Below are 20,144 nucleotides of genomic sequence, written 5' to 3' on the forward strand. Positions count from 1 at the left end.
TATTAGTTATTGGTCTGAATTAGATTAAATGACCAATGCAAACTAGATTCAGAGTTAGATTGCAAGTCGCAGATTGTAATACCAGTATCTTTATTTTTGTCAGTTTCTTGTGGACAAGAATTTTTGCGTTTAGTAGAAAGTCCCATTTTTTTTAGCAGCCGATTAACATGGCGATCGGTAATTGCAATGCCAAATTCATTTGCTAAATGTTTACTTAACCATTGTGCTGTCCAGCAGCTAAATGCGTAACCATATTCACGCGGACTATTACTTACCAATTCTTTCAAGCGTTCAATATATTGATCGTTAACAGTCTTGGGTCTACCTATCGGTCGCTCATTCCATTTATGTGCTAAACCTGCTTCTGCTACACCAATCCAGTACCGTGCCATTTCCTGGGAACAACTTAAGATTTCACAGATTTGGCTTTGAGATTTACCTTTATCAGCAAGTAACATAATTTCAATCCGCCGACGATATTCTGGTTGTAAATTAGCTTGCAGGTTTTTCAGCAGTGCCTTCCGTTGGAAAGGTGTTAAGAACTTGCTCTCATGCATGTCATAGCATTCAAAAGCTTTCTCTTGACTGAAATTTTCTGACATAATTTTTATCAGTTTCTACCAAGTATAAAATGTGGGCAAATGTGTCTTTTGCAACTGCTTTAATCCTGAGATATCAGGATTTACAACTGCAAATTAATTGAGCCTAGAAGGTTAATTAAATATTGACGTGGTGTGCAAATAGCGACAGGTATATATACCCCTAATATTCTGATAATTTAGGAGCGATATTACTGTCTTGATTCAGGTTTTAATAAATTAAAATTGGACATTAATGGTCTTCACTTGGAATAAAAATACTTCACACCATTAAACCAATCACTGGTTAGCCGCTAAAATTTGACAGATTTTCCTGAAGCCCGGTGCAATAATGGTATTGGTTAAGACCATTACCCCTAGTTGATGGTAATAGGTAAACACTTTCAAGGCTTCGGGTAGCCCTTATATTGATGATTTTACTGAGTTTTACAATACGGTTTATAGCTTAACCTACTAATATTTAAGTAGGTTAAGTTTTGATTACCAACGAAAAATTTGATCTTGTTTCGTTAATGGGAAGCGAAAAACATTCAAGGTCAGGTATGAATAATAATCTACTTCTTAGACTATCTAAAACTAGTGGCTTTCTCATCAGTAGATAGTCCTAAATTTGAACCTAATTCGAAGAAAATTGCAACGCTGAAGTGACAGTTACCCAATCTTTATCTTAATCCACTATTACTTATTTAAGGATAATCCTACATCTAGTCAATAGCTTTCACAAAAAATAAAAAATATTTATCAAAACTTGATAATAGTTTCACTAAAATATTACAAATCATCAGAATAAAAAAAGTAAGAGTTTAACATAGAGTTTCCGCTTTAATAATAATTGCTCATTTAAAATTTATTATCGGAACAAATGGCAAGATAGCTAACTTATTGTCTGCTAAAAAATACAGGATTTTTATGAGTTTACATTAAGTCTACATCTGCCCATAGTAGGAAAACTACATCCCTTACTATCTGCCATATATATGATATATATATCTATCTATAGTATGAAAATATTCTAGTTTGGCAAAAAAGCATTTGTAGACATATTTACGACTAATTTGCTCTAGCTAAAGACAGATTTTACTAAATTTTTGAAAAAGTTGACAGTTTCCTTTGGTTCAAGAAATATTTTTGCAAGGTCATTCATTAGTTTTTGGCTTAGTATATTTAGACACTTCTAAAGAGTGTGCTTACCCTTAATTTCTTTCAAATCAAATAATTTCCTTCTCTATCTGGAAATGACTGAGGACAAATTGTAGTAACCAATAGAAACTAAATCAGGAACTAAAACCTCTGGAGTCCCCAGAGGTTTTTTCTTTAAACCATGCTCCCCTGCTGACGCTTCTATGAGGAGTTAGGTGATATCCGACAACAAGCTGCGGCGTGTAGGCATTCGACAATTCGATACAAGCAAAAATTGTCGCAATGAATTAGGTAAGCTAAATTTAGATATAAGCTACTGGGAGTGAAGATGATGTTGTTGGAATTAAAGCGCATCCATGTTCCACCAGGACAAAGAGTGTTACTGCGAGATGTAACCTGGCAAGAATTGGAAACAATTCTAGAGGATTTAGGGGAACACCGTGTAGCACGAATTGCTTATGACAGGGGAATACTGGAGATTATGGCACCACTGCCAGAACATGAATATGATAAAGAAATTATTGGCGATTTAGTCAAAGCGCTTCTGGAAGAGCTAAATACTGAGTTCATCAGTCTTGGTTCTACAACTTTCAAAAACCAAGTAATGGCTCAAGGTATAGAACCTGACCAGTGTTTCTATATAAAAAATGAATCTAAGATTCGTGGGAAGAAGCGTCTAGATTTAACAGTAGACCCCCCTCCAGATTTAGCTATAGAAGTTGACATTACTTCTCGCACTCATCCGAATATTTATGAAGCTTTAAAAGTACCTGAGCTTTGGCGTTTTAACAAAGGAAAGCTCCAAATTAATGTTCTAGAAAATGGGCATTATGTAGAGTCTCAGCAAAGCCTAAATTTTCCTCAATTTAAACTAGGTGAAGCGATTACTCAATATCTGGAGAAAACTATAACCGAAGGCAGAAATGCAACATTCAAAGCTTTTCGTCTTTGGGTACAAAAGCAGATACAACAGGGATAATTCGTAATTCGTAATGGGCTACGCTAACGTAATTCGTAATTCAGAATTAATTTTGGGTAATGAGCCGTCTAATTTCAGTTCTATTTTGGTAGGGAACCAGGATGAATAGCGGCAAAGCCGCTTATCCTGTCTCCCGTACATAGTCTCAGGTTATCAAATACCAGATTACTTAGTAATGATTGAGGTTAATACCAGCTTCTTTCGCCATTGCTTCTAACCCTTTAACTTCTAGGGTTTTAATTGCTTTGGTGGACAGCTTTAATTTTACCCAGCGATTTCCGCCTGCCCACCAAACACGCTTGCTTTGCAGATTGGCGTGCTGAAGGCGTTTTGTACGACGGTGGGAGTGAGAAACAGCAAAGGCGTTATTTGCCTTCTTACCAGTTAGTTCACAGCGACGAGACATAGCAAGTATCTCCAGATTGTTATTTTAATACAGCCTTTCCATTCTATGTCTTAGACAACAGAAGTGGAAAAGGGAGTGGGGGAGATGAGGGGGAGGGGGAGCAGGGGAACAAGCCCGAATTTCTCACGTATTGTGTGGTTCGGGTGGGGAGTGTGGGAGGTGTGGGAGGCAATGCAGCGTTCATTGATGTGCAGTTATTCAATTCCTCCTCTTTCTCCCCACACTCCCCACACTCCCCACACCCCCCACACTCACGCTCATTTATCACTTGTGATAAATCCAGGCAAGGGGAAATTATTGAACAAGTCTCCCCCATCTTCCTGATCTCCCTTGTCTCTTCTTCATACCCAATTCCCAATTCCCCATTCCCCATTCCCAATTCCCAACTATTTACTAGCTTGTTCAGTCAGCTTGGTGAGTACCTCATTCGATCGCTCGACGAAAGATTTCATTCCTTCAGCGTCAAATCCTTTCTGAGACATCAGCGCTAAATCGTAGACGTGTTGACAGATCAAGTTCACTAACTGATCTGTAGACGATTGACCATCACCTTGGATAATAGTACCTTGGTTCAGATTTGCCAGATTTTGAATTAGCGGGTGAGCAGTATTCACCAGCAAAATGTGATCTTCAGGAAACTCTGCTGTTCCCTGTTGCATCATGGCATTCATTTCTCGCAGGCGGCGCAGAATCTCTGGTAAAAGTACCATCGCAGGTGGTGTACCTTGAGGATCGTCTGATTTCAACGCTTCGGTACGGATGTTGAGTTTGGGTTTGTTGAGCGATTTCTCAAATAACTCTTTAATGGTCTCACTGCGGGTTTTGTTCGTCTTGGGATCGACAATTTCCTTATCTTTATCTTGTTCCAGCAGAGTATTGTCTAAATCTGAGTCTACCCGTGTAAACTTCACATCTTGATATTCCCGCTCTAGGAAGTTGATAAAGTGGGTGTCGATGAAGGAGTCCATAAATAGGACTTCCAATCCTTGATTTTTGTGCAGTTCTATGTATGTAGCTTGGGTTGTTTCATCGGTGCTGTAGAAAACTCGGTTTTCGTTGCGTTCTTTGTTGCGTTCTAGATACTCTTTCAGTGTGGTGTAAGGAGCCGTGGGAGTTGAGTTTTCAGCACTGGGTGAAGGAGTCACATCTTGCCAAGCATCCCCATCTGAAGACTGGACTTCAACGACTGGAGTTTCAGCCGCAACTTTTTCTGTCAGCTTGGCGGTGGTGCGGAAAACGATGATATCTTCGATTTGTTTTTTGAATTTATCGTCGTTGAGAACGCCAAATTTTACAAAGGTGCCGAGGTCTTTCCAAGCACTGATGTATTGTTCACGATTATCGCGGAAAAGTTCTTTGAGGCGATCGCCTACTTTTTTGGCAATGTAGTCACCAATTCGCTTCACGGTGCGATCGCCTTGCAAGGCACTCCGCGATACGTTCAGGGGAATATCGGTGCTATCAATCACACCCCGCATCGGCATCAAAAATTGCGGAATAATTTCTTCGCAGTTGTCACTGACAAAAACTTGATTGCAAAATAGCTTGATCTGTCCTTTGGTAACATCTACATCCGGCCTCATCTTGGGGAAATACAGAATCCCGTTGATGATAAAGGGATAGTCTGTATTTAAATGCACCCACAACAGAGGTTCTTCCTGAAAAGGATACAGGTAGCGGTAAAACTCTAAATACTCTTCTTGACTCAGATTACTTGGAGATTCTCGCCACGGTGCTTTTTGCTTATTTACTACCTCACCGTCGAGTTTTATTGGTACTGGCAAGAAATCGCAGTAAGTCTTGACAAGATTTTTAATCCGTGCTGACTCTAGAAATTCCTCTTCTTCTCCTTGCAGACTGAGAGTAATAGTTGTGCCGCGAGTTGTCCGGGACGAATCTTCTAGGGTGAAAGCTGGGGAACCATCGCAAGTCCAGTGAACCGCCTGTGACCCTTCTTGGTAAGATAAAGTATCAATTTCTACCTTTTGCGCCACCATGAAGGAAGAGTAGAAACCAAGGCCGAAGTGCCCAATTATCGGCTGATCTGATTTGCCTTCATATTTATGAATAAATTCTTCAGCACTAGAAAAGGCAACCTGATTGATATATTTCTTAACTTCATCTGCGGTCATCCCGATACCGTTATCGGAGATGGATAGAGTTTTTTTATCTTTGTCAATGGCAATTTCAATTTCCGGTTCGCCGATGTCTCCAGCGTAATCTCCGGCGCGGGATACCATTTTCAGCTTTTGGATAGCGTCTACAGCGTTGGATACGAGTTCCCGCAAAAAGATTTGGTGATCTGAGTAAAGCGACTTCTTAATGATCGGGAAAATATTCTCAGTATGAATACTGATAGTGCCTTGTTCTAGCATAATTGGTAATTTTTCGATGTTAGTATCTGAAATGATAATAGTGGCTTATACAGCCTAGCCCTCTGCTTTCCAGGATAAACCCGGAGAATACAGAAGGACATGATACCAATTAGGATTTTAAAAGCATAGCTTAGGCGATCGCACCTTTTTTGAGCATTGTTTGCCCCCATTTATGATTCGGATTTCCCTACTTCCTAGTACAGACGCGATTAATCGCGTCTCTGCTTAATCTCCATTATTATGAGCATGATTGCTATATTTTTTACCTATGGTTAATAGTTCAGACTTACTCGCAAAACTCTACAATGCCTTTAACCCCTTTGAACCCTTACCAGCAGGCGATCCAAAATATGTAGATTGTCAGGATGTGCGGGGAGATGCGGATATTGAGCAAGAGTTGGGAAATCGGATGCGATTGGCAGATACAAATACTTGCCAATTGTATTCTGGTCATCGGGGTGCGGGGAAGTCTACAGAATTACTCAGGTTAAAGAAATATTTAGAAAATCGGGAATTTTATGTTGTGTATTTTGCGGCTGATGAAGAGGATATCGACTCTGAAGATGCCCAATATACAGATATACTCCTCGCCTGTACCCGCCGTTTGCTCAAAGATTTAAAAGAAATTGCTAGTCCTCGCCCGATACTCAACTGGTTGAAAGGTCGTTGGGAGGATTTGAAAGATTTGGCGCAGACTCCCATAGAGTTTGAAAGTCTGGGAGTAGAAGCACAGCTAACTCAATTCGCTAAGTTGACTGCAAATTTAAGGGCTGTTCCTGAATTACGCCAGAAGATTCGCCAAAAAATTGATCCTTACACCGTCACATTAATTCAAGTGTTAAATGAGTTTCTGGTGGATGCAAAACAGCACTTACCTAATGGCTACAAGAAACTGGCGGTAATTGTTGATAACTTAGACCGGATGGTGTTAGTTAAAGATGGAGAACGCACCAACTATGAGGAAGTCTTTTTAGACCGTAGCGAACAACTCCAAGCTTTAGATTGCCATTTGATTTACACTGTCCCCATTTCAATGGTCTATTCTACAAGGGCAACAGACCTCAGAGATATCTACGGCGACCCCCAAATTTTGCCAATGATTATGGTAAACACTCTCAAGGGAGACGTTTATCAGCCAGGACTCAAGAAAGTTAAAGAAGTAATTAACAAGCGAGTCCGGCAAATTGCACCGGAACTATCACTAGAAACAGAAATTTTTGACAGTCCCCAAACCTTAGACAGACTTTGTTTAATGAGTGGAGGTCATGTGAGAAATTTGCTATTGTTAACTCAAGATGCGATTGGACGCACTGAAGAGTTACCTGTTTCAGAAAAGGCAGTGCGACGAGCAATTACTCAAGCCAGAGATACTTATCGCCGCGCTGTGGAAAATCATCAATGGTGTTTGTTAGCGGAAGTATCTTGTTCTAAGCGCATTATTAATGATGACTTGTATCGCAGTTTGATGTACAACCGTTGTCTTTTAGAATACCGCTATTTGGATGATGATGGAGAAATGCAGCGTTGGTATGATATTCATCCATTGATTCAAGGAATTCCAGAATTTAAAGAAGCCTTAGCGAAACTTGCATGAACCCAAATTTAAGTGATTGGGATGATGATTTACCCGCAGAACCAGAAGAAGCTTATCAAGACCTGCTTCGCGCACTGAGGCGCAAATCAGGATTTGGTTTGTTTTTTGTCCAATGTACACCTGGGGAAGCAGACAATTTTATTGTCAAACTTCCCCAGGAGATTCCGCAGAAGAAAATTGCAGTTTTACGGTTGGTTGAGGCAATAGATAATTTATATGAGCGAGTAGTTGAGTTTGTTAAAGACAAGCAAATTGATATTTTATTGATTAAAGGTCTGGAATATTCTTTATACAAGTATGAAAAAAGAAGTTTTGGAGAGATTACAGAAGGAGAATTTAGTAATTTGACCAGTGTTCCGCATATTTTAAATCACTTAAACCAACAGCGAGAACGCTTTAGAGATGATTTTCCCATTAGCTTTGTTTTTATTTTACGTTCATTTTCGATAAACTATTTTATTCACCGCGCCCCAGATTTTTTTGATTGGCGTTCTGGAGTGTTTGAATTACCGACAACGCCAGAATTGGTAAAACAAGAATCAAATCGTCTGCTGTTGGAAGGAGGCTATGAGGAATACTTAAAACTCAGTCCAGAACAAAAAATTGAGAAAGTCTTGGAAATTCAAGAGTTGCTGACAGAAAAACATCAGCCAGATAATCAGAAACCACTTTTACTATTTGAACTGGGAAATTTATTATCTACTGCTAGTGAATATGAAGCAGCGAGCGCATCCTACGACCAAGCACTGAAATTTAAACCAGATTTACACGAAGCTTGGTGCAATCGGGGCAATGCTCTAGGCGATTTAGGACGCAATGAAGAAGCGATCGCATCCTACGACCAAGCACTGAAATTTAAACCTGACGACCACAAAGTTTGGAACAATCGGGGCAATCCTCTAGGCAAATTAGGACGCAATAAAGAAGCGATCGCATCCTACGACCAAGCACTGAAATTTAAACCTGACGACCACAAAGTTTGGTGCAATCGGGGCATTGCGCTAGGCAAATTAGGACGCTTTGAAGGAGCGATCGCATCCTTTGACCAAGCACTGAAATTTAAACCAGATTTACACGAAGCTTGGTACAATCGGGGCATTGCGCTACGCAATTTAGGACGCAATAAAGAAGCGATCGCATCCTACGACCAAGCACTGAAATTTAAACCAGATTTACACGAAGTTTGGAACAATCGGGGCAATGCTCTAGGCGATTTAGGACGCAATAAAGAAGCGATCGCATCCTACGATCAAGCACTGAAATTTAAACCTGACGACCACGAAGCTTGGTGCAATCGGGGCACCGCGCTAGGCGATTTAGGACGCAGTAAAGAAGCGATCGCATCCTTCGACCAAGCACTGAAATTTAAACCAGATTACCATGAAGCTTGGTGCAATCGGGGCACTGCGCTAGGCGATTTAGGACGCAATAAAGAAGCGATCGCATCCTTCGACCAAGCACTGAAATTTAAACCAGATTTACACGAAGCTTGGTACAATCGGGGCAATGTTCTAGGCAAATTAGAACGCAATGAAGAAGCGATCGCATCCTACGACCAAGCACTGAAATTTAAACCAGATTTACACGAAGTTTGGAACAATCGGGGCAATGCTCTAGGCGATTTAGGACGCAATAAAGAAGCAATCGCATCCTATGACCAAGCACTGAAATTTAAACCAGATTACCACGAAGCTTGGTGCAATCGGGGCACTGTGCTAGATAATTTAGGACGCAATGAAGAAGCAATCGCATCCTATGACCAAGCACTGAAATTTAAACCTGACGACCACAAAGTTTGGAACAATCGGGGCATTGCGCTAGGCAAATTAGGACGCTTTGAAGAAGCGATCGCATCCTTTGACCAAGCACTGAAATTTAAACCTGACGACCACAAAGTTTGGTACAATCGGGGCATTGCGCTAGGCAAATTAGGACGCTTTGAAGAAGCGATCGTATCCTTCGACCAAGTACTGAAATTTAAACCAGATGACCACGAAGCTTGGTACAATCGGGGCAATTTGTTATTTAATTTAGGACGTATTGAAGAAGCGATCGCATCCTATGACCAAGCACTAAAAATTAAACCTGATAATCCAAGCGCTTTCTACAATAAAGCTTGCTATTATGCCCTTCAAGGTAATGTTGAGCAAGCACTAGAAAACTTACAACAAGCAATTAATCTGAGTCCCGATGAATATCTAGAGATAGCAAAAACCGACTCAGATTTTGATGGGATTCGGGAAGATGAGCGGTTTCAAGCTTTAATTCAATAACCGCTATCAAGACTAAATTAATGTAGGGATTAATGTAGCGATCGCACTCTCATTTACGCTGAAAACATCTTCATGAACACAAATTAAATGTTAGAAAATGCCCAAGAGCAAAAACAGCCATCTCTCCGAGAAACCGCCCAACTACCTTTAGAAGAACTTTGCACAATACTAGAACCTTTTATCGCTGCAATAGCTGAAGATTTTTTGAATGACCCGGAATTAACAGAATTCTCAGTTTTATATGGTGAAGACTGGGAAACTGAGAATGAAAACATAATTCATGCGGAAGAAATTGAAAGCATCCGTAACCATGATGGCTTTTTGAATGGCTATATATTAAAAGATGAAGGACTTTATGATGACTATGCAAATCAGAAGGAAAATGCTTAAAAGAAGTATGAAATTTGTATATTATTAAATCTCAGTTTTAAGCAGCTTAAATCAATAGCGATCGCACATAAATTACTAAATATAAACTCATGTAGCGATCGCCTTCTCATACTATGTAGCAATCTGTGGCACTGACACCTTCACCAGCACTTTTTTGCTAAAAGACAGACCGTTCTCATTTTTGTCAATGATAATCGTGTCTCCAGAGATAAAAGTATTCTCCAATAACTTAGTGGCGAGGGGGTTTTCTACTTCTCGCTGAATCGCGCGTTTGAGTGGACGCGCACCATAAACTGGGTCATAGCCTGATTCCACAAGGTGATCGCAAGCTGCTTGGGATATCTCAAAGAAGATTTTTTGCTCACGCAGGAGATTTTCTACTCGCTTGAGTTGAATACGGATGATCTGCCGCATTTCGGTGCGATTTAGGGTATGGAAGAGAATAATATCATCGACGCGGTTGAGAAATTCTGGGCGGAAATGCGATCGCAAACCTTCCATTACCCGCTTCCGCATCGTTTCATATTGAGAATCACCCGATACATCCAAAATATGTTCGCTACCTATGTTACTGGTCATCACAATAACGCTGTTGCGGAAATCTACCGTTCTTCCTTGAGAATCAGTAATTCTCCCATCATCTAACACCTGCAATAAAATATTGAACACATCGGGGTGCGCCTTTTCGACTTCATCCAACAGCACCACTGAGTAAGGACGGCGGCGAACTGCCTCGGAAAGTTGACCGCCTTCTTCATAGCCTACGTATCCTGGAGGCGCTCCCACTAACCGAGAAACTGAGTGTTTTTCCATATACTCAGACATATCCAAGCGCACCAAGGCATCATCAGAATCAAAGAGAAACTGAGCTAAAGCACGGGCGAGTTCGGTTTTGCCCACTCCTGTCGGGCCCATGAACAAAAATGAACCAATGGGACGCGACGGGTCTTTCATTCCCGCACGGGCGCGGCGAATGGCTGCTGATACCGCTTCTACAGCCTCTTCTTGCCCTATGACTCGTTGATGCAAATGACTTTCTAGTTGCAGTAGTTTTTGCCGTTCTGATTCCAATAAGCGATTGACGGGAATTCCTGTCCACTTGGCGACTATTTCGGCAATATCAGCTTCGGTGACTTGTTCTCGGAGCAACGTCGAACCTTGGTTTTGAATTTCTAAAAGGCTGGCTTCTTTGGCTTCTCGTTCGTGCTGTACTCCTTCCAATTTGCCATATTTTAGTTGAGCAGCTTTATTTAAGTCATAAGCGCGTTCCGCCTGTTCAATTTGCACTCGCAGCGCATCTTCTTCTTTCTTTAAAGCGCTTATCGCCTCCAATATCTGCTTTTCACCTTGCCATTGCTCGTTAAATACTTGCTGTTTTTCGGTTAAATTGGCGATTTCTTGCTCAATGCGCTCTAAACGCTCTTTAGTTTGGGGAGTACCCTTTTCTTCGCCAGCTAATGACAGCTTTTCCATTTCTAACTGCATGAGGCGGCGATCGATGGTTTCCAATTCTGCTGGTTTGGAGGTAATCTCCATTTTCAACTGTGCAGCGGCTTCATCCACCAAATCGATGGCTTTATCTGGCAAAAAGCGATCGCTAATATAACGCGCTGATAGAGTTGCTGCTGCTACCAAAGCCGAATCAGAAATTTTGACATTATGATGCACTTCGTAGCGTTCTTTCAAACCCCGCAGAATGGAAATAGTATTTTCCACACTTGGCTGATCGACAAATACTTGCTGAAAGCGGCGTTCTAAGGCAGCATCTTTCTCAATGTGTTTGCGGAACTCGTCAAGGGTAGTTGCGCCAATGCAACGCAGTTCTCCCCGCGCCAGCATTGGTTTGAGCAGATTTCCGGCATCCATTGCCCCTTGTTGGCTGGAACCTGTACCGACTACGGTATGTAGTTCGTCGATAAACAAGACAATTTGGCCGTTAGAGTCCATAACTTCTTTGAGGACAGCTTTCAGGCGTTCTTCAAATTCTCCTCGCAATTTTGCCCCAGCAATTAAACTACCGATGTCTAAAGAGATCAGTTGGCGGTTTTTCAGAGATTCGGGAACATCACCGTTTACCATCCTTTGTGCTAAAGCTTCTGCGATCGCAGTTTTACCTACCCCAGGTTCACCAATCAACACGGGGTTATTTTTGCTCCGACGAGACAATACTTGAATTACCCGCCGAATTTCGTCATCTCGCCCAATTACTGGGTCGAGTTTTCCAGCTTTTGCCTGTTCTGTCAAATCTCTGCCAAATTTTTGTAAAGCTTCATAGCGTGATTCTGGCGTTTGATCTGTAACCTTTTGGCTACCGCGAACGGCTTTGATCGTAGCTTCTAGTTTAGCTGCGTCCGCACTAAAGCTTTTGAGGATCTTTCGTCCAATGCGATCGTCTTCAGCAAAAGCCAAAAGTATATGTTCTACGGAAATGTAGGAGTCTTTCATCCTGACTCTAGCTTCCTCAGCTTTATCTAGTAAAACATCTAAACTACGGCTAAGATAAAGCTGATCGCTTTTACCAACTTTAGGCTGACGTTGGATAAAGGCTTCTAGCTGCTGTTGAAAGCGGATTGGATCGACCTCAGATCGAGCCAGGATACGTATTGCTAGACTAGTGGGTTCTTCTAACAGGGCAATAATTAAATGTTCAACATCTAGTTGCTGTTGTTGATAAGCACGGACTATATCCTGAGATTTAACAATTGCTTCCCAGGCTTTATCAGTAAATTTATTCGGATCTGTAGGTTGCATCTTTATAATTTTGGAATTTTGATTTTTAGTTTAGGGATTGGGCATTGGGGACTGGATATTGGGGATTGGAAAAACTTTTACTTAGTCACTAATTCCTAGTGCCTAGTCCCCAGTCCCTAATTATCCAAACATTCTCAGCGTATATCCGTGTGTATCTCCAGTGGCAATTTAGGAATGGTAATTTGGTGATAGTTTAATCTACTACCTATTTTCTAATTTAACGTGTCGGGGAAGTCCCCACTTTCTCTGCGAGACGCTAACGCGAACAATGTACTCATAAGGTGGGGATTGTGAGCGGGGACTAAGGATTGCATCCGGTATTGTTTTTTTGTGTAAACAAAAACAATACCGGATGTATGACGAAGCACCAAAATTTTCTGATAAGCTTTGGATTATCTTGACCACCAATGCCGTAAGCGAAAACCAAGCTGGATAGGTATGTGTCGCAAGAGAAAGGTTTGGGTCTTAGGAACCAGGACTCCTGCCCTTGGAGAGAATGTCAGACCAATAGAACTACAAAGTTCTGGAGGCTGTTCCCGATGAATTGGGAAGCTCCGTCCATCTTACGGCGGGGTAGTTCACTTATAAGAATTACTGACTCACAAGTTGCTCTTGTGATTCCTGTTTGGCTGCCGAACCTTGAGATCCTAGTTGAATCAGCTCAATTTTATACCCATCTGGATCTTCCACAAAAGCAATTACTGTCGAACCATGTTTCATTGGCCCTGGTTCGCGCACGACTTTACCGCCCTGATTGCGGATTTCCTCACAGGTAGCGTAAATATCATCAACCCCAAGGGCAATGTGACCGTAAGCATTACCCAATTCATACTTTTCCACGCCCCAGTTGTAGGTTAGTTCGATCACTGCGTTGTCGCTTTCGTCACCATAGCCCACAAAAGCCAAGGTAAATTCTCCCCCTGGATAATCTTTTCGGCGTAGTAATTTCATACCCAAAAGTTCACAGTAGAACTTCAACGACTCTTCCAGATTTCCTACCCGTAGCATTGTATGTAGTAATCGCATATTGACCTTTTCTGTGTAATTGATTTAGTGTTATTCTCTGCAAACATTTTACCTAGCTGACAGTCTTCAGGTAGAAATGCCATCAGGGAAAAATTGAAGAAGAATTCAGAAGTCAGAATGGGCTAAACGCCCCGCTACCGCTAACAGGAGTCAGAATGCAAGACGTGACGCTCGAAGACTCGCTAACGCTTCGCTATCGTGGACTCGCTAACGCTGCGCTATCCACCAGTCGCACAGAATACCCAACTGAATTCTGGCTCCTGACTCCTGAATTCTGTTTCGATCAAATAAACATTCCCTTACCCGTTTTTGGTGTTGTTCCCGATCCATATAATGGAAATCTTCTTTAATCTCAGCCAATAAAGTCTCTTAACAGCATAAGCTAGCGATTGGGTTAGGCAACTGGACTGGGTGCGTAACACACTCGAATAAAGGATAAAGTACAGATGAGTAAATTTTTAGACACTGCAATTGAAGCGATCGCAGCCCGTGAAATTCTTGATTCACGTGGTAGACCAACAATTGAAGCCGAAGTGCATTTAGCCAATGGTGTTGTCGGACTAGCGCAGGTTCCCAGTGGTGCTTCCACAGGCACTTTTGAGGCTCACGAACTGCGTGATGGCGATAAAAGCCGTTATGGGGGCAAAGGTGTACTCAAGGCAGTACAAAACGTCAAAGAAGCACTTGCACCAAAATTACTAGGCTTGGATGCCCTCAACCAAGAACTCCTAGACCGGACAATGATCGCCATAGATGGTTCTCCTAACAAATCCAGTTTGGGCGCGAATGCGATTTTGGGGGTTTCTCTAGCAGCAGCTAAAGCTGGCGCTGAATCTCTAGATATTCCTCTATATCGCTATTTGGGTGGCCCTTTAGCGAATTTGCTCCCAGTGCCATTAATGAACGTAATTAACGGTGGCGCACACGCATCAAATAACGTGGATTTTCAAGAGTTTATGATTGTCCCAATTGGCGCAACTTCTTTTCGGGAAGCATTGCGCTGGGGTGCAGAGGTATTTGCTACCCTCAGTCAAGTATTAGATGAGAAGGGTTTACTTACTGGTGTAGGCGATGAAGGTGGCTTTGCCCCTAACCTAGAATCTAATCAAGTAGCTTTGGAATTGCTAGTTGCTGCCATTAAAAAAGCTGGTTACAAGCCAGGCGAAGAAGTAGCTTTAGCTTTGGATGTTGCAGCTAGCGAATTTTACAAAAATGGTCAGTATGTTTACGATGGTAAACCTCACGCCCCGGCTGAGTTTATTGATTATTTAGGACAACTTGTTGACCAATATCCAATTGTCTCAATTGAGGATGGTTTACACGAAGAAGACTGGCAAAGTTGGCAATTGCTGACCCAGAAGTTAGGTTCGCGGGTGCAATTGGTAGGGGATGATTTGTTTGTAACGAACGCTACTCGTTTGCAAAGAGGCATTCAAGAAAAAGCCGCTAACGCCATTTTGATTAAACTCAATCAAATTGGTTCTCTCACCGAAACCTTGGAAACGATTGATTTGGCAACTCGTAATAGCATCCGTTCAGTAATTAGCCATCGTTCTGGTGAAACTGAAGACACAACGATCGCTGATTTAGCTGTAGCAACCCGTGCCGGTCAAATCAAAACAGGTTCCCTCTGTCGCAGCGAACGGGTAGCAAAATATAATCGCTTGCTGCGAATTGAAGACGAACTAGGCGATCGCGCCGTTTATGCTGGTGCTGTGGGTTTAGGGCCGAAGTAGGGGCAGGGGAGACAAGGGGACAAGGGGACAAGAGGTGAGAACTTGAAACAAGTCTTTCCCCTTGTCCCCAATTCTCCTTGTCCCCAAGTCCTCTTCCCAATTCTCAATCATGGATAAAACCCCAACTTGGGCAACCCCAAAGTTTCATCCCAGCCCATCATTAGGTTTAGACATTGAATCGCTTGACCCGCCTGCCCTTTAATTAGATTGTCAATTGCTGACATGACAATCACCCGACCTGTGCGCGAGTCAACTTCTACGCCGATGTAACAAAGATTGCTGCCGTTAGCCCACTTGGTTTGAGGGTAAATGCCGCTACCGCAGACTTTTACCCAAGGAGAGTTGCGGTAGAAGGCTGAGAAAATTGTGATTAAGTCATCTCGCACTAGACCGGGATCGCTCATTTTGGCATATACCGTTGCCAAAATCCCGCGTACCATTGGGACAAGATGCGGTGTAAATTGAATCATCAGTTCGTGACCAGCTAAGTCACTGCAAATTTGCTCAATTTCTGGGGTATGACGGTGACGGCCGATATTGAAAGCTGCGATGGAATTATCTGCTTCAGATAGTAATAAGTTGGTTTGAGGTTGCCGTCCACTACTAGATGTGCCAGCCTTGGCATCGATAATAGCTGTTTCTGGGACGATTAAGCCTTGCTTTAAGAGTGGCGAAAGTGCCAGGAGACTCGCAGTGGGATAGGAACCAGGACAGCCAATAAGTTGAGCTTCGGCAATGCGATCGCGATAAAGTTCTGGTAATCCATAAACTGCTGTAGCTGCAATGGTGCGATCGCTTCTCTCAATACCATACCAATTTGTATAAGTTGTCAAATCCCTGAACCGATAGTCTGCACTCAAATCCAGGACTTTACATCCTTTTTCTAATAGTTTGGGCGCAATTTGGCAAGCCAGACCATTTGGTAAAGACAGGAAAACTACTTCACAGCGATGAGCAATTATTTCTGGTTCTACCGCTTCTATTGGTAAATTAGTGGCATGAGCCAGATGTGGATATAAATCCCCAAAGGATTTACCGATACTACTCTCACCGCCTAAATAAACCAGTTCGACTTCTGGATGATCCATCAGTAGCCGTACTAACTGCACTCCGCCATAGCCCGACGCGCCAACAATCCCAACGGGTACGCGTCTAAATTTGCCCATGATCTGAAATCCTTATCCCATGAATAGTTAATTCGTTCTCAGCTATCAACAATATCAGCGACTAGACTCTTAGCATACAAAACACCTAAAACCCCTCTACTTTTTTCGGACGGAAAGTAAAAAGATGCGGCGAAGTGACAAAATATTCTATTTGTCCCCCTTATCTTGTTCATTCTTGGCTGTCGCTGCACTTTAAATCCCCATTTTGAACGGCAAAAATTTTTGCCCTGTTATCAAATCATTGCTAGTCTACTTCTCTGCCTTATAAAGGAGCTACAATCTAAAAGAAGAAATTGTAAAAAAAATTTACGTTGGTAGCTGGAAATCTTTCTGTGTCACAGCCTAATCCTACCCAAGCTTTTAAATTTGATTCGATTGATGCCGCTTTAGCAGACCTAAAAGCTGGTCGTGTAATTGTAGTGGTAGATGATGAAAATAGAGAAAATGAAGGCGACTTAATTTGTGCTGCCCAATTTGCGACACCCGACACGATTAATTTCATGGCGGTGGAAGCTAGAGGGCTGATCTGTTTGGCAATGACAGGCGATCGCTTAGACGAGCTAGACTTACCCTTGATGGTAAGCAACATTACAGACACGAACCAAACTGCCTTCACTGTTAGCATTGATGCCGGACCAGAATTGGGTGTTACGACTGGCATCTCAGCAGAAGACCGTGCCCGCACTATCCAGGTTACTCTCAATCCAGCCACAAAACCTACCGATTTACGTCGTCCTGGTCATATTTTCCCGATTCGGGCAAAAGCTGGGGGTGTACTCAAACGGGCAGGGCATACGGAAGCGGCTGTAGACTTATCTCGACTAGCAGGGCTATATCCAGGCGGGGTAATTTGTGAAATTCAAAACCCCGATGGTTCAATGGCGCGGTTGCAGCAATTATTTGAATATGCCAAACGTCACAATTTAAAAATAATTAGTATTGCGGATTTAATCAGCTATCGCCTACAGCACGATCGCCTGGTGTATCGTGAGGTAATTACTAAGCTGCCTAGTCAATTTGGGCAGTTTGAAATTTACGCCTACCGCCATACCCTGGATAATACAGAACACGTTGCAATTGTCAAAGGAGATCCAGATAACTTCAAAGATGAGCCAGTAATGGTGCGGATGCACTCAGAATGCTTAACTGGTGATGCTTTGGGTTCTTTGCGCTGCGATTGTCGGATGCAGTTAGAAGCTGCGCTGAAGATGATTGAGGCTGCTGGTCAAGGTGTAGTTGTATACCTGCGTCAAGAAGGACGGGGCATCGGCTTGATTAACAAGCTAAAAGCCTACTCGTTGCAGGATATGGGACTGGATACAGTTGAAGCAAACGAGCGTTTGGGATTTCCTGCTGACTTGCGAGACTACGGCATGGGCGCACAAATGCTGATGGATTTGGGCATCAAAAAGATTCGTTTGATTACCAATAATCCCCGTAAAATTGCTGGAGTTAAAGGTTACGGCTTGGAAGTAGTTGATCGCGTGCCATTGTTAATTGAAGCAACCGACTACAATTCTTATTACCTAGCGACAAAGGCGAAAAAGCTGGGTCACATGCTGTTACAGACTTATCTGGTGACAGTAGCAATCCATTGGCAAGATGACCCGGAAGCTGTGACAGAACGTTATGAACGCTTAGAAAAACTGCGACATTTAGCGAAAAGTAATGATTTATTGTTGCAAGAAGAAGCGCGTCCGTTAGCGATCGCTATATTTGATGAGCCATCTTTGACAGTACACTTGGGTTTTGATCAGGCAAAAGTTGCTAGCTCTGATTGGTATCAACAAATTGGTCATCCTTATATACAAGCTATCTTCCAAATTCTGGACAACCTTGCAACCTTGCCATACATCCAAAAACTAGAATTTCTGATTTCTTCTGGTTGCGATCCCTTGAGTAATTTACAAGTCCAACTGGATCGGCAGACATTCTCGGATGGTACACTACCTTCATCGATTAGCGATCGCCTGGAAAAGCAGCAAATCTATAGCTTTAGTAAATAGTCTGGTTCAATAAATTTGGCTCTTCAGTACTTAGTATGCTAAGTTAATATACTAAAAAGCTGAAAACATTGCTACACAACAAAAGCAGGCATTATTTTTAACATTTTAGGTCATCTTTTAGACTTAAGCGTTCTAAACTTGATTTTAAAGTCTAGTTTTGATGTTTAACTAATAATTTGGCATAACAGGTACTGAAGAACCATAAATTTTTTAGTGGTCTATCGCATTAATTTTGCTAGGTTTGTAGTGAGCGATTTATCGCTCAAATCAAGGACTAAAGTCCTTACTACGAACTTTTTTAACCCTTCAGAATTAATGAGACAGACTAGTAATGGCATGGCAAGACTAAAATAGTGCATTAGACGTAGATTGGGTGAAGCGGAGCGCAACCCAACATATATCAGAATGTTGGCTTTGGCAAAGCCTCCAACACCACTTGCTACAACGCGGGAAACCCGCACAACGCAGTGGCTCCCCAACCTACAATTTTTTTGCAACATTTTAGCCTTGCCACGCCATTACAAATAAATTATTTACTTGCTCTATAAATTGGTCTAACCTGACGAAAAGTATTAAGTAAACTCAGAAATTTATTACCATCAAAATTTATTGGGTCAACTTTTTTACCAGAACGATCTACGAGATGATGGGTAGTAATTCGATAGTCTGGAACTTGACTTTGAGCAATTAACCAAGCAAGAGACTTATATTGAGCCTCCGTGTAGCCGCTATGGGTTTGTTGGCTGTTACTGTCATAACTATCTGGCGGTGTTTCTAAAGAAACGTGGTAAGCAAAATTATTCACAGACGCAGGTAACTTTGGATTAGTCTGCACAGTTTCCAATCCCTGTGGACTCTCAAATACTGAGTTAGCTGCACCAAAAGCCCGCTTTTCTGGCGGTACTAGATAAACCACAGTTCCGTCTAACTTGATTAAGGCGTGGTAACTTGCCTGTACACTTTCATCGTTATGGGCTACTTGAAAGAAATTAATGGCGCTAGAAGCAGAATAACCAGTTTCATGGAGGACGATAATCGGTTGGTTGTGAAGAGGTATACCATTAGCATCTTGGGCGTACCGTTCTCCATAGTTACTAGGATCAACCGAAGCAACTTGATAACTAGGTCTGTACTTTGCAAAAGCTTGAGTAGTTATGTACCTTGATACAGGCTTGTTAGTCTTGACTGGGGACTTGATAACACGTTGAGATTTTTTCTCTGGCTCTTTCGCTGATTGGAATTGCACCTGCGGATATTGACTGAAGGCCATAACCCGTGGCTCAGATACATGGGATGTTGTCGGATTATTGTGTAATTTTGTCGCTCGTCCAATTAGCAGTACTACAATCACAGCCATGAACATCAGCGAGATTAGTAACACCCTAGTCGCCCAGTCTTTAAACCTCATTTTTCTAATACCCGTAAAACGGTAGATATTAACTTATAGCTAAATTGCCATGTCTTTCGTAGAGGCGCACTTCCGTAAACCTCTACCGTAGATGGTATCCAAACGATAATCACTATAACACTTTAATCCTAGTCAAATATACGTTACTAGTATATGTTGGAATGCTAAATAATCGTTTTAGACGCTTCCTCTGTCTAGGGAGCTATTTAAACTTCATAACTTTTGCCATAAGTATGGAATTGCTGCCAAAGGAATTCCGGTAAGTATACCAAGTAGCAATTATCCTGATTTGACC

At 42.1% G+C, this 20,144-nt stretch carries 14 protein-coding genes; 7 read left to right on the plus strand and 7 right to left on the minus strand.

Annotated elements, in window-relative coordinates; all coding sequences use genetic code 11:
- Positions 1 to 2: 2 nt before the first annotated feature.
- Positions 3 to 602, minus strand: a complete 600-nt coding sequence (locus tag ACFFRD_RS28315) for a transposase (protein ID WP_392478944.1) — start codon at positions 600 to 602, stop codon at positions 3 to 5.
- 1,468 nt (positions 603 to 2,070) lie between these two features.
- On the opposite strand from ACFFRD_RS28315, the gene ACFFRD_RS28320 reads away from it, so the two are divergent.
- On the plus strand, positions 2,071 to 2,718 hold the full coding sequence (locus ACFFRD_RS28320) for a Uma2 family endonuclease (protein WP_392483189.1): 648 nt from the start codon (positions 2,071 to 2,073) through the stop codon (positions 2,716 to 2,718).
- Positions 2,719 to 2,887: 169 nt separating this feature from the next.
- Here ACFFRD_RS28320 and rpmB read toward each other — a convergent pair whose 3' ends face one another.
- Complete coding sequence (gene rpmB, locus ACFFRD_RS28325; protein WP_114082227.1) at positions 2,888 to 3,124, minus strand: 50S ribosomal protein L28; 237 nt, start codon at positions 3,122 to 3,124, stop codon at positions 2,888 to 2,890.
- A 386-nt stretch (positions 3,125 to 3,510) separates the two neighbouring features.
- Complete coding sequence (htpG, locus tag ACFFRD_RS28330; RefSeq protein ID WP_392478946.1) at positions 3,511 to 5,499, minus strand: molecular chaperone HtpG; 1,989 nt, start codon at positions 5,497 to 5,499, stop codon at positions 3,511 to 3,513.
- 268 nt (positions 5,500 to 5,767) lie between these two features.
- Between htpG and ACFFRD_RS28335 the strand changes: the two genes are divergently transcribed.
- From ACFFRD_RS28335 to ACFFRD_RS28345, 3 genes are all read left to right on the plus strand, one after another.
- Positions 5,768 to 7,093: an ATP-binding protein gene (locus ACFFRD_RS28335; protein WP_392478948.1), complete on the plus strand. Its 1,326-nt coding sequence runs from the start codon at positions 5,768 to 5,770 to the stop codon at positions 7,091 to 7,093.
- Positions 7,090 to 9,366, plus strand: a complete 2,277-nt coding sequence (locus ACFFRD_RS28340) for a tetratricopeptide repeat protein (protein ID WP_392478950.1) — start codon at positions 7,090 to 7,092, stop codon at positions 9,364 to 9,366. Before ACFFRD_RS28335 ends, ACFFRD_RS28340 begins: the two co-directional genes overlap by 4 nt.
- Positions 9,367 to 9,453: 87 nt before the next feature.
- On the plus strand, positions 9,454 to 9,756 hold the full coding sequence (locus tag ACFFRD_RS28345) for a hypothetical protein (RefSeq protein WP_392478952.1): 303 nt from the start codon (positions 9,454 to 9,456) through the stop codon (positions 9,754 to 9,756).
- Positions 9,757 to 9,867: 111 nt separating this feature from the next.
- Here the strand turns inward: ACFFRD_RS28345 and clpB are convergent, their stop codons facing one another.
- Both clpB and gloA read right to left on the minus strand, forming a co-directional pair.
- Positions 9,868 to 12,507: an ATP-dependent chaperone ClpB gene (gene clpB / locus ACFFRD_RS28350; protein WP_392478953.1), complete on the minus strand. Its 2,640-nt coding sequence runs from the start codon at positions 12,505 to 12,507 to the stop codon at positions 9,868 to 9,870.
- Positions 12,508 to 13,098: 591 nt separating this feature from the next.
- Positions 13,099 to 13,533 (minus strand): lactoylglutathione lyase, encoded by a 435-nt coding sequence (gloA, locus tag ACFFRD_RS28355; protein ID WP_190889672.1) that lies wholly within the window; start codon positions 13,531 to 13,533, stop codon positions 13,099 to 13,101.
- 155 nt (positions 13,534 to 13,688) lie between these two features.
- Here gloA and ACFFRD_RS28360 point away from each other — a divergent pair, with 155 nt between their 5' ends.
- Both ACFFRD_RS28360 and eno read left to right on the plus strand, forming a co-directional pair.
- Positions 13,689 to 13,883 (plus strand): hypothetical protein, encoded by a 195-nt coding sequence (locus ACFFRD_RS28360; RefSeq protein WP_392478956.1) that lies wholly within the window; start codon positions 13,689 to 13,691, stop codon positions 13,881 to 13,883.
- A gap of 96 nt (positions 13,884 to 13,979) precedes the next feature.
- Entirely contained in the window at positions 13,980 to 15,269 is a 1,290-nt protein-coding gene (gene eno / locus ACFFRD_RS28365; RefSeq protein ID WP_185581248.1) for a phosphopyruvate hydratase, read from the plus strand.
- A 107-nt stretch (positions 15,270 to 15,376) separates the two neighbouring features.
- On the opposite strand, the gene argC is transcribed toward eno, so the two are convergent.
- Positions 15,377 to 16,435, minus strand: coding sequence for an N-acetyl-gamma-glutamyl-phosphate reductase (argC, locus tag ACFFRD_RS28370; protein WP_392478958.1), 1,059 nt, complete (start codon positions 16,433 to 16,435; stop codon positions 15,377 to 15,379).
- A 332-nt stretch (positions 16,436 to 16,767) separates the two neighbouring features.
- Between argC and ribBA the strand changes: the two genes are divergently transcribed.
- A complete protein-coding gene (ribBA, locus tag ACFFRD_RS28375) occupies positions 16,768 to 18,441 on the plus strand; it encodes a bifunctional 3,4-dihydroxy-2-butanone-4-phosphate synthase/GTP cyclohydrolase II (protein WP_392478960.1) in 1,674 nt (557 codons plus the stop codon).
- Between the two features lie 529 nt (positions 18,442 to 18,970).
- Here ribBA and ACFFRD_RS28380 read toward each other — a convergent pair.
- Positions 18,971 to 19,849 carry a peptidoglycan recognition family protein gene (locus tag ACFFRD_RS28380; protein ID WP_392478962.1) on the minus strand — a complete coding sequence of 293 codons (879 nt, stop codon included), beginning with the start codon at positions 19,847 to 19,849 and terminating at the stop codon, positions 18,971 to 18,973.
- Positions 19,850 to 20,144 lie beyond the last annotated feature (295 nt).

The organism is Nostoc sp. C110 (genome assembly GCF_043099725.1).
Taxonomy (GTDB): domain Bacteria; phylum Cyanobacteriota; class Cyanobacteriia; order Cyanobacteriales; family Nostocaceae; genus Nostoc; species Nostoc muscorum_A.

Bases quoted from the DNA above. Each gene is read 5' to 3' on its own strand.
- ACFFRD_RS28315 (WP_392478944.1), bottom strand. From the start codon at position 602: ATGTCAGAAAATTTCAGTCAAGAGAAAGCTTTTGAATGCTATGACATG.
- ACFFRD_RS28320 (WP_392483189.1), top strand. From the start codon at position 2,071: ATGTTGTTGGAATTAAAGCGCATCCATGTTCCACCAGGACAAAGAGTG.
- rpmB (WP_114082227.1), bottom strand. From the start codon at position 3,124: ATGTCTCGTCGCTGTGAACTAACTGGTAAGAAGGCAAATAACGCCTTT.
- htpG (WP_392478946.1), bottom strand. From the start codon at position 5,499: ATGCTAGAACAAGGCACTATCAGTATTCATACTGAGAATATTTTCCCG.
- ACFFRD_RS28335 (WP_392478948.1), top strand. From the start codon at position 5,768: ATGGTTAATAGTTCAGACTTACTCGCAAAACTCTACAATGCCTTTAAC.
- ACFFRD_RS28340 (WP_392478950.1), top strand. From the start codon at position 7,090: ATGAACCCAAATTTAAGTGATTGGGATGATGATTTACCCGCAGAACCA.
- ACFFRD_RS28345 (WP_392478952.1), top strand. From the start codon at position 9,454: ATGTTAGAAAATGCCCAAGAGCAAAAACAGCCATCTCTCCGAGAAACC.
- clpB (WP_392478953.1), bottom strand. From the start codon at position 12,507: ATGCAACCTACAGATCCGAATAAATTTACTGATAAAGCCTGGGAAGCA.
- gloA (WP_190889672.1), bottom strand. From the start codon at position 13,533: ATGCGATTACTACATACAATGCTACGGGTAGGAAATCTGGAAGAGTCG.
- ACFFRD_RS28360 (WP_392478956.1), top strand. From the start codon at position 13,689: ATGCAAGACGTGACGCTCGAAGACTCGCTAACGCTTCGCTATCGTGGA.
- eno (WP_185581248.1), top strand. From the start codon at position 13,980: ATGAGTAAATTTTTAGACACTGCAATTGAAGCGATCGCAGCCCGTGAA.
- argC (WP_392478958.1), bottom strand. From the start codon at position 16,435: ATGGGCAAATTTAGACGCGTACCCGTTGGGATTGTTGGCGCGTCGGGC.
- ACFFRD_RS28380 (WP_392478962.1), bottom strand. From the start codon at position 19,849: ATGAGGTTTAAAGACTGGGCGACTAGGGTGTTACTAATCTCGCTGATG.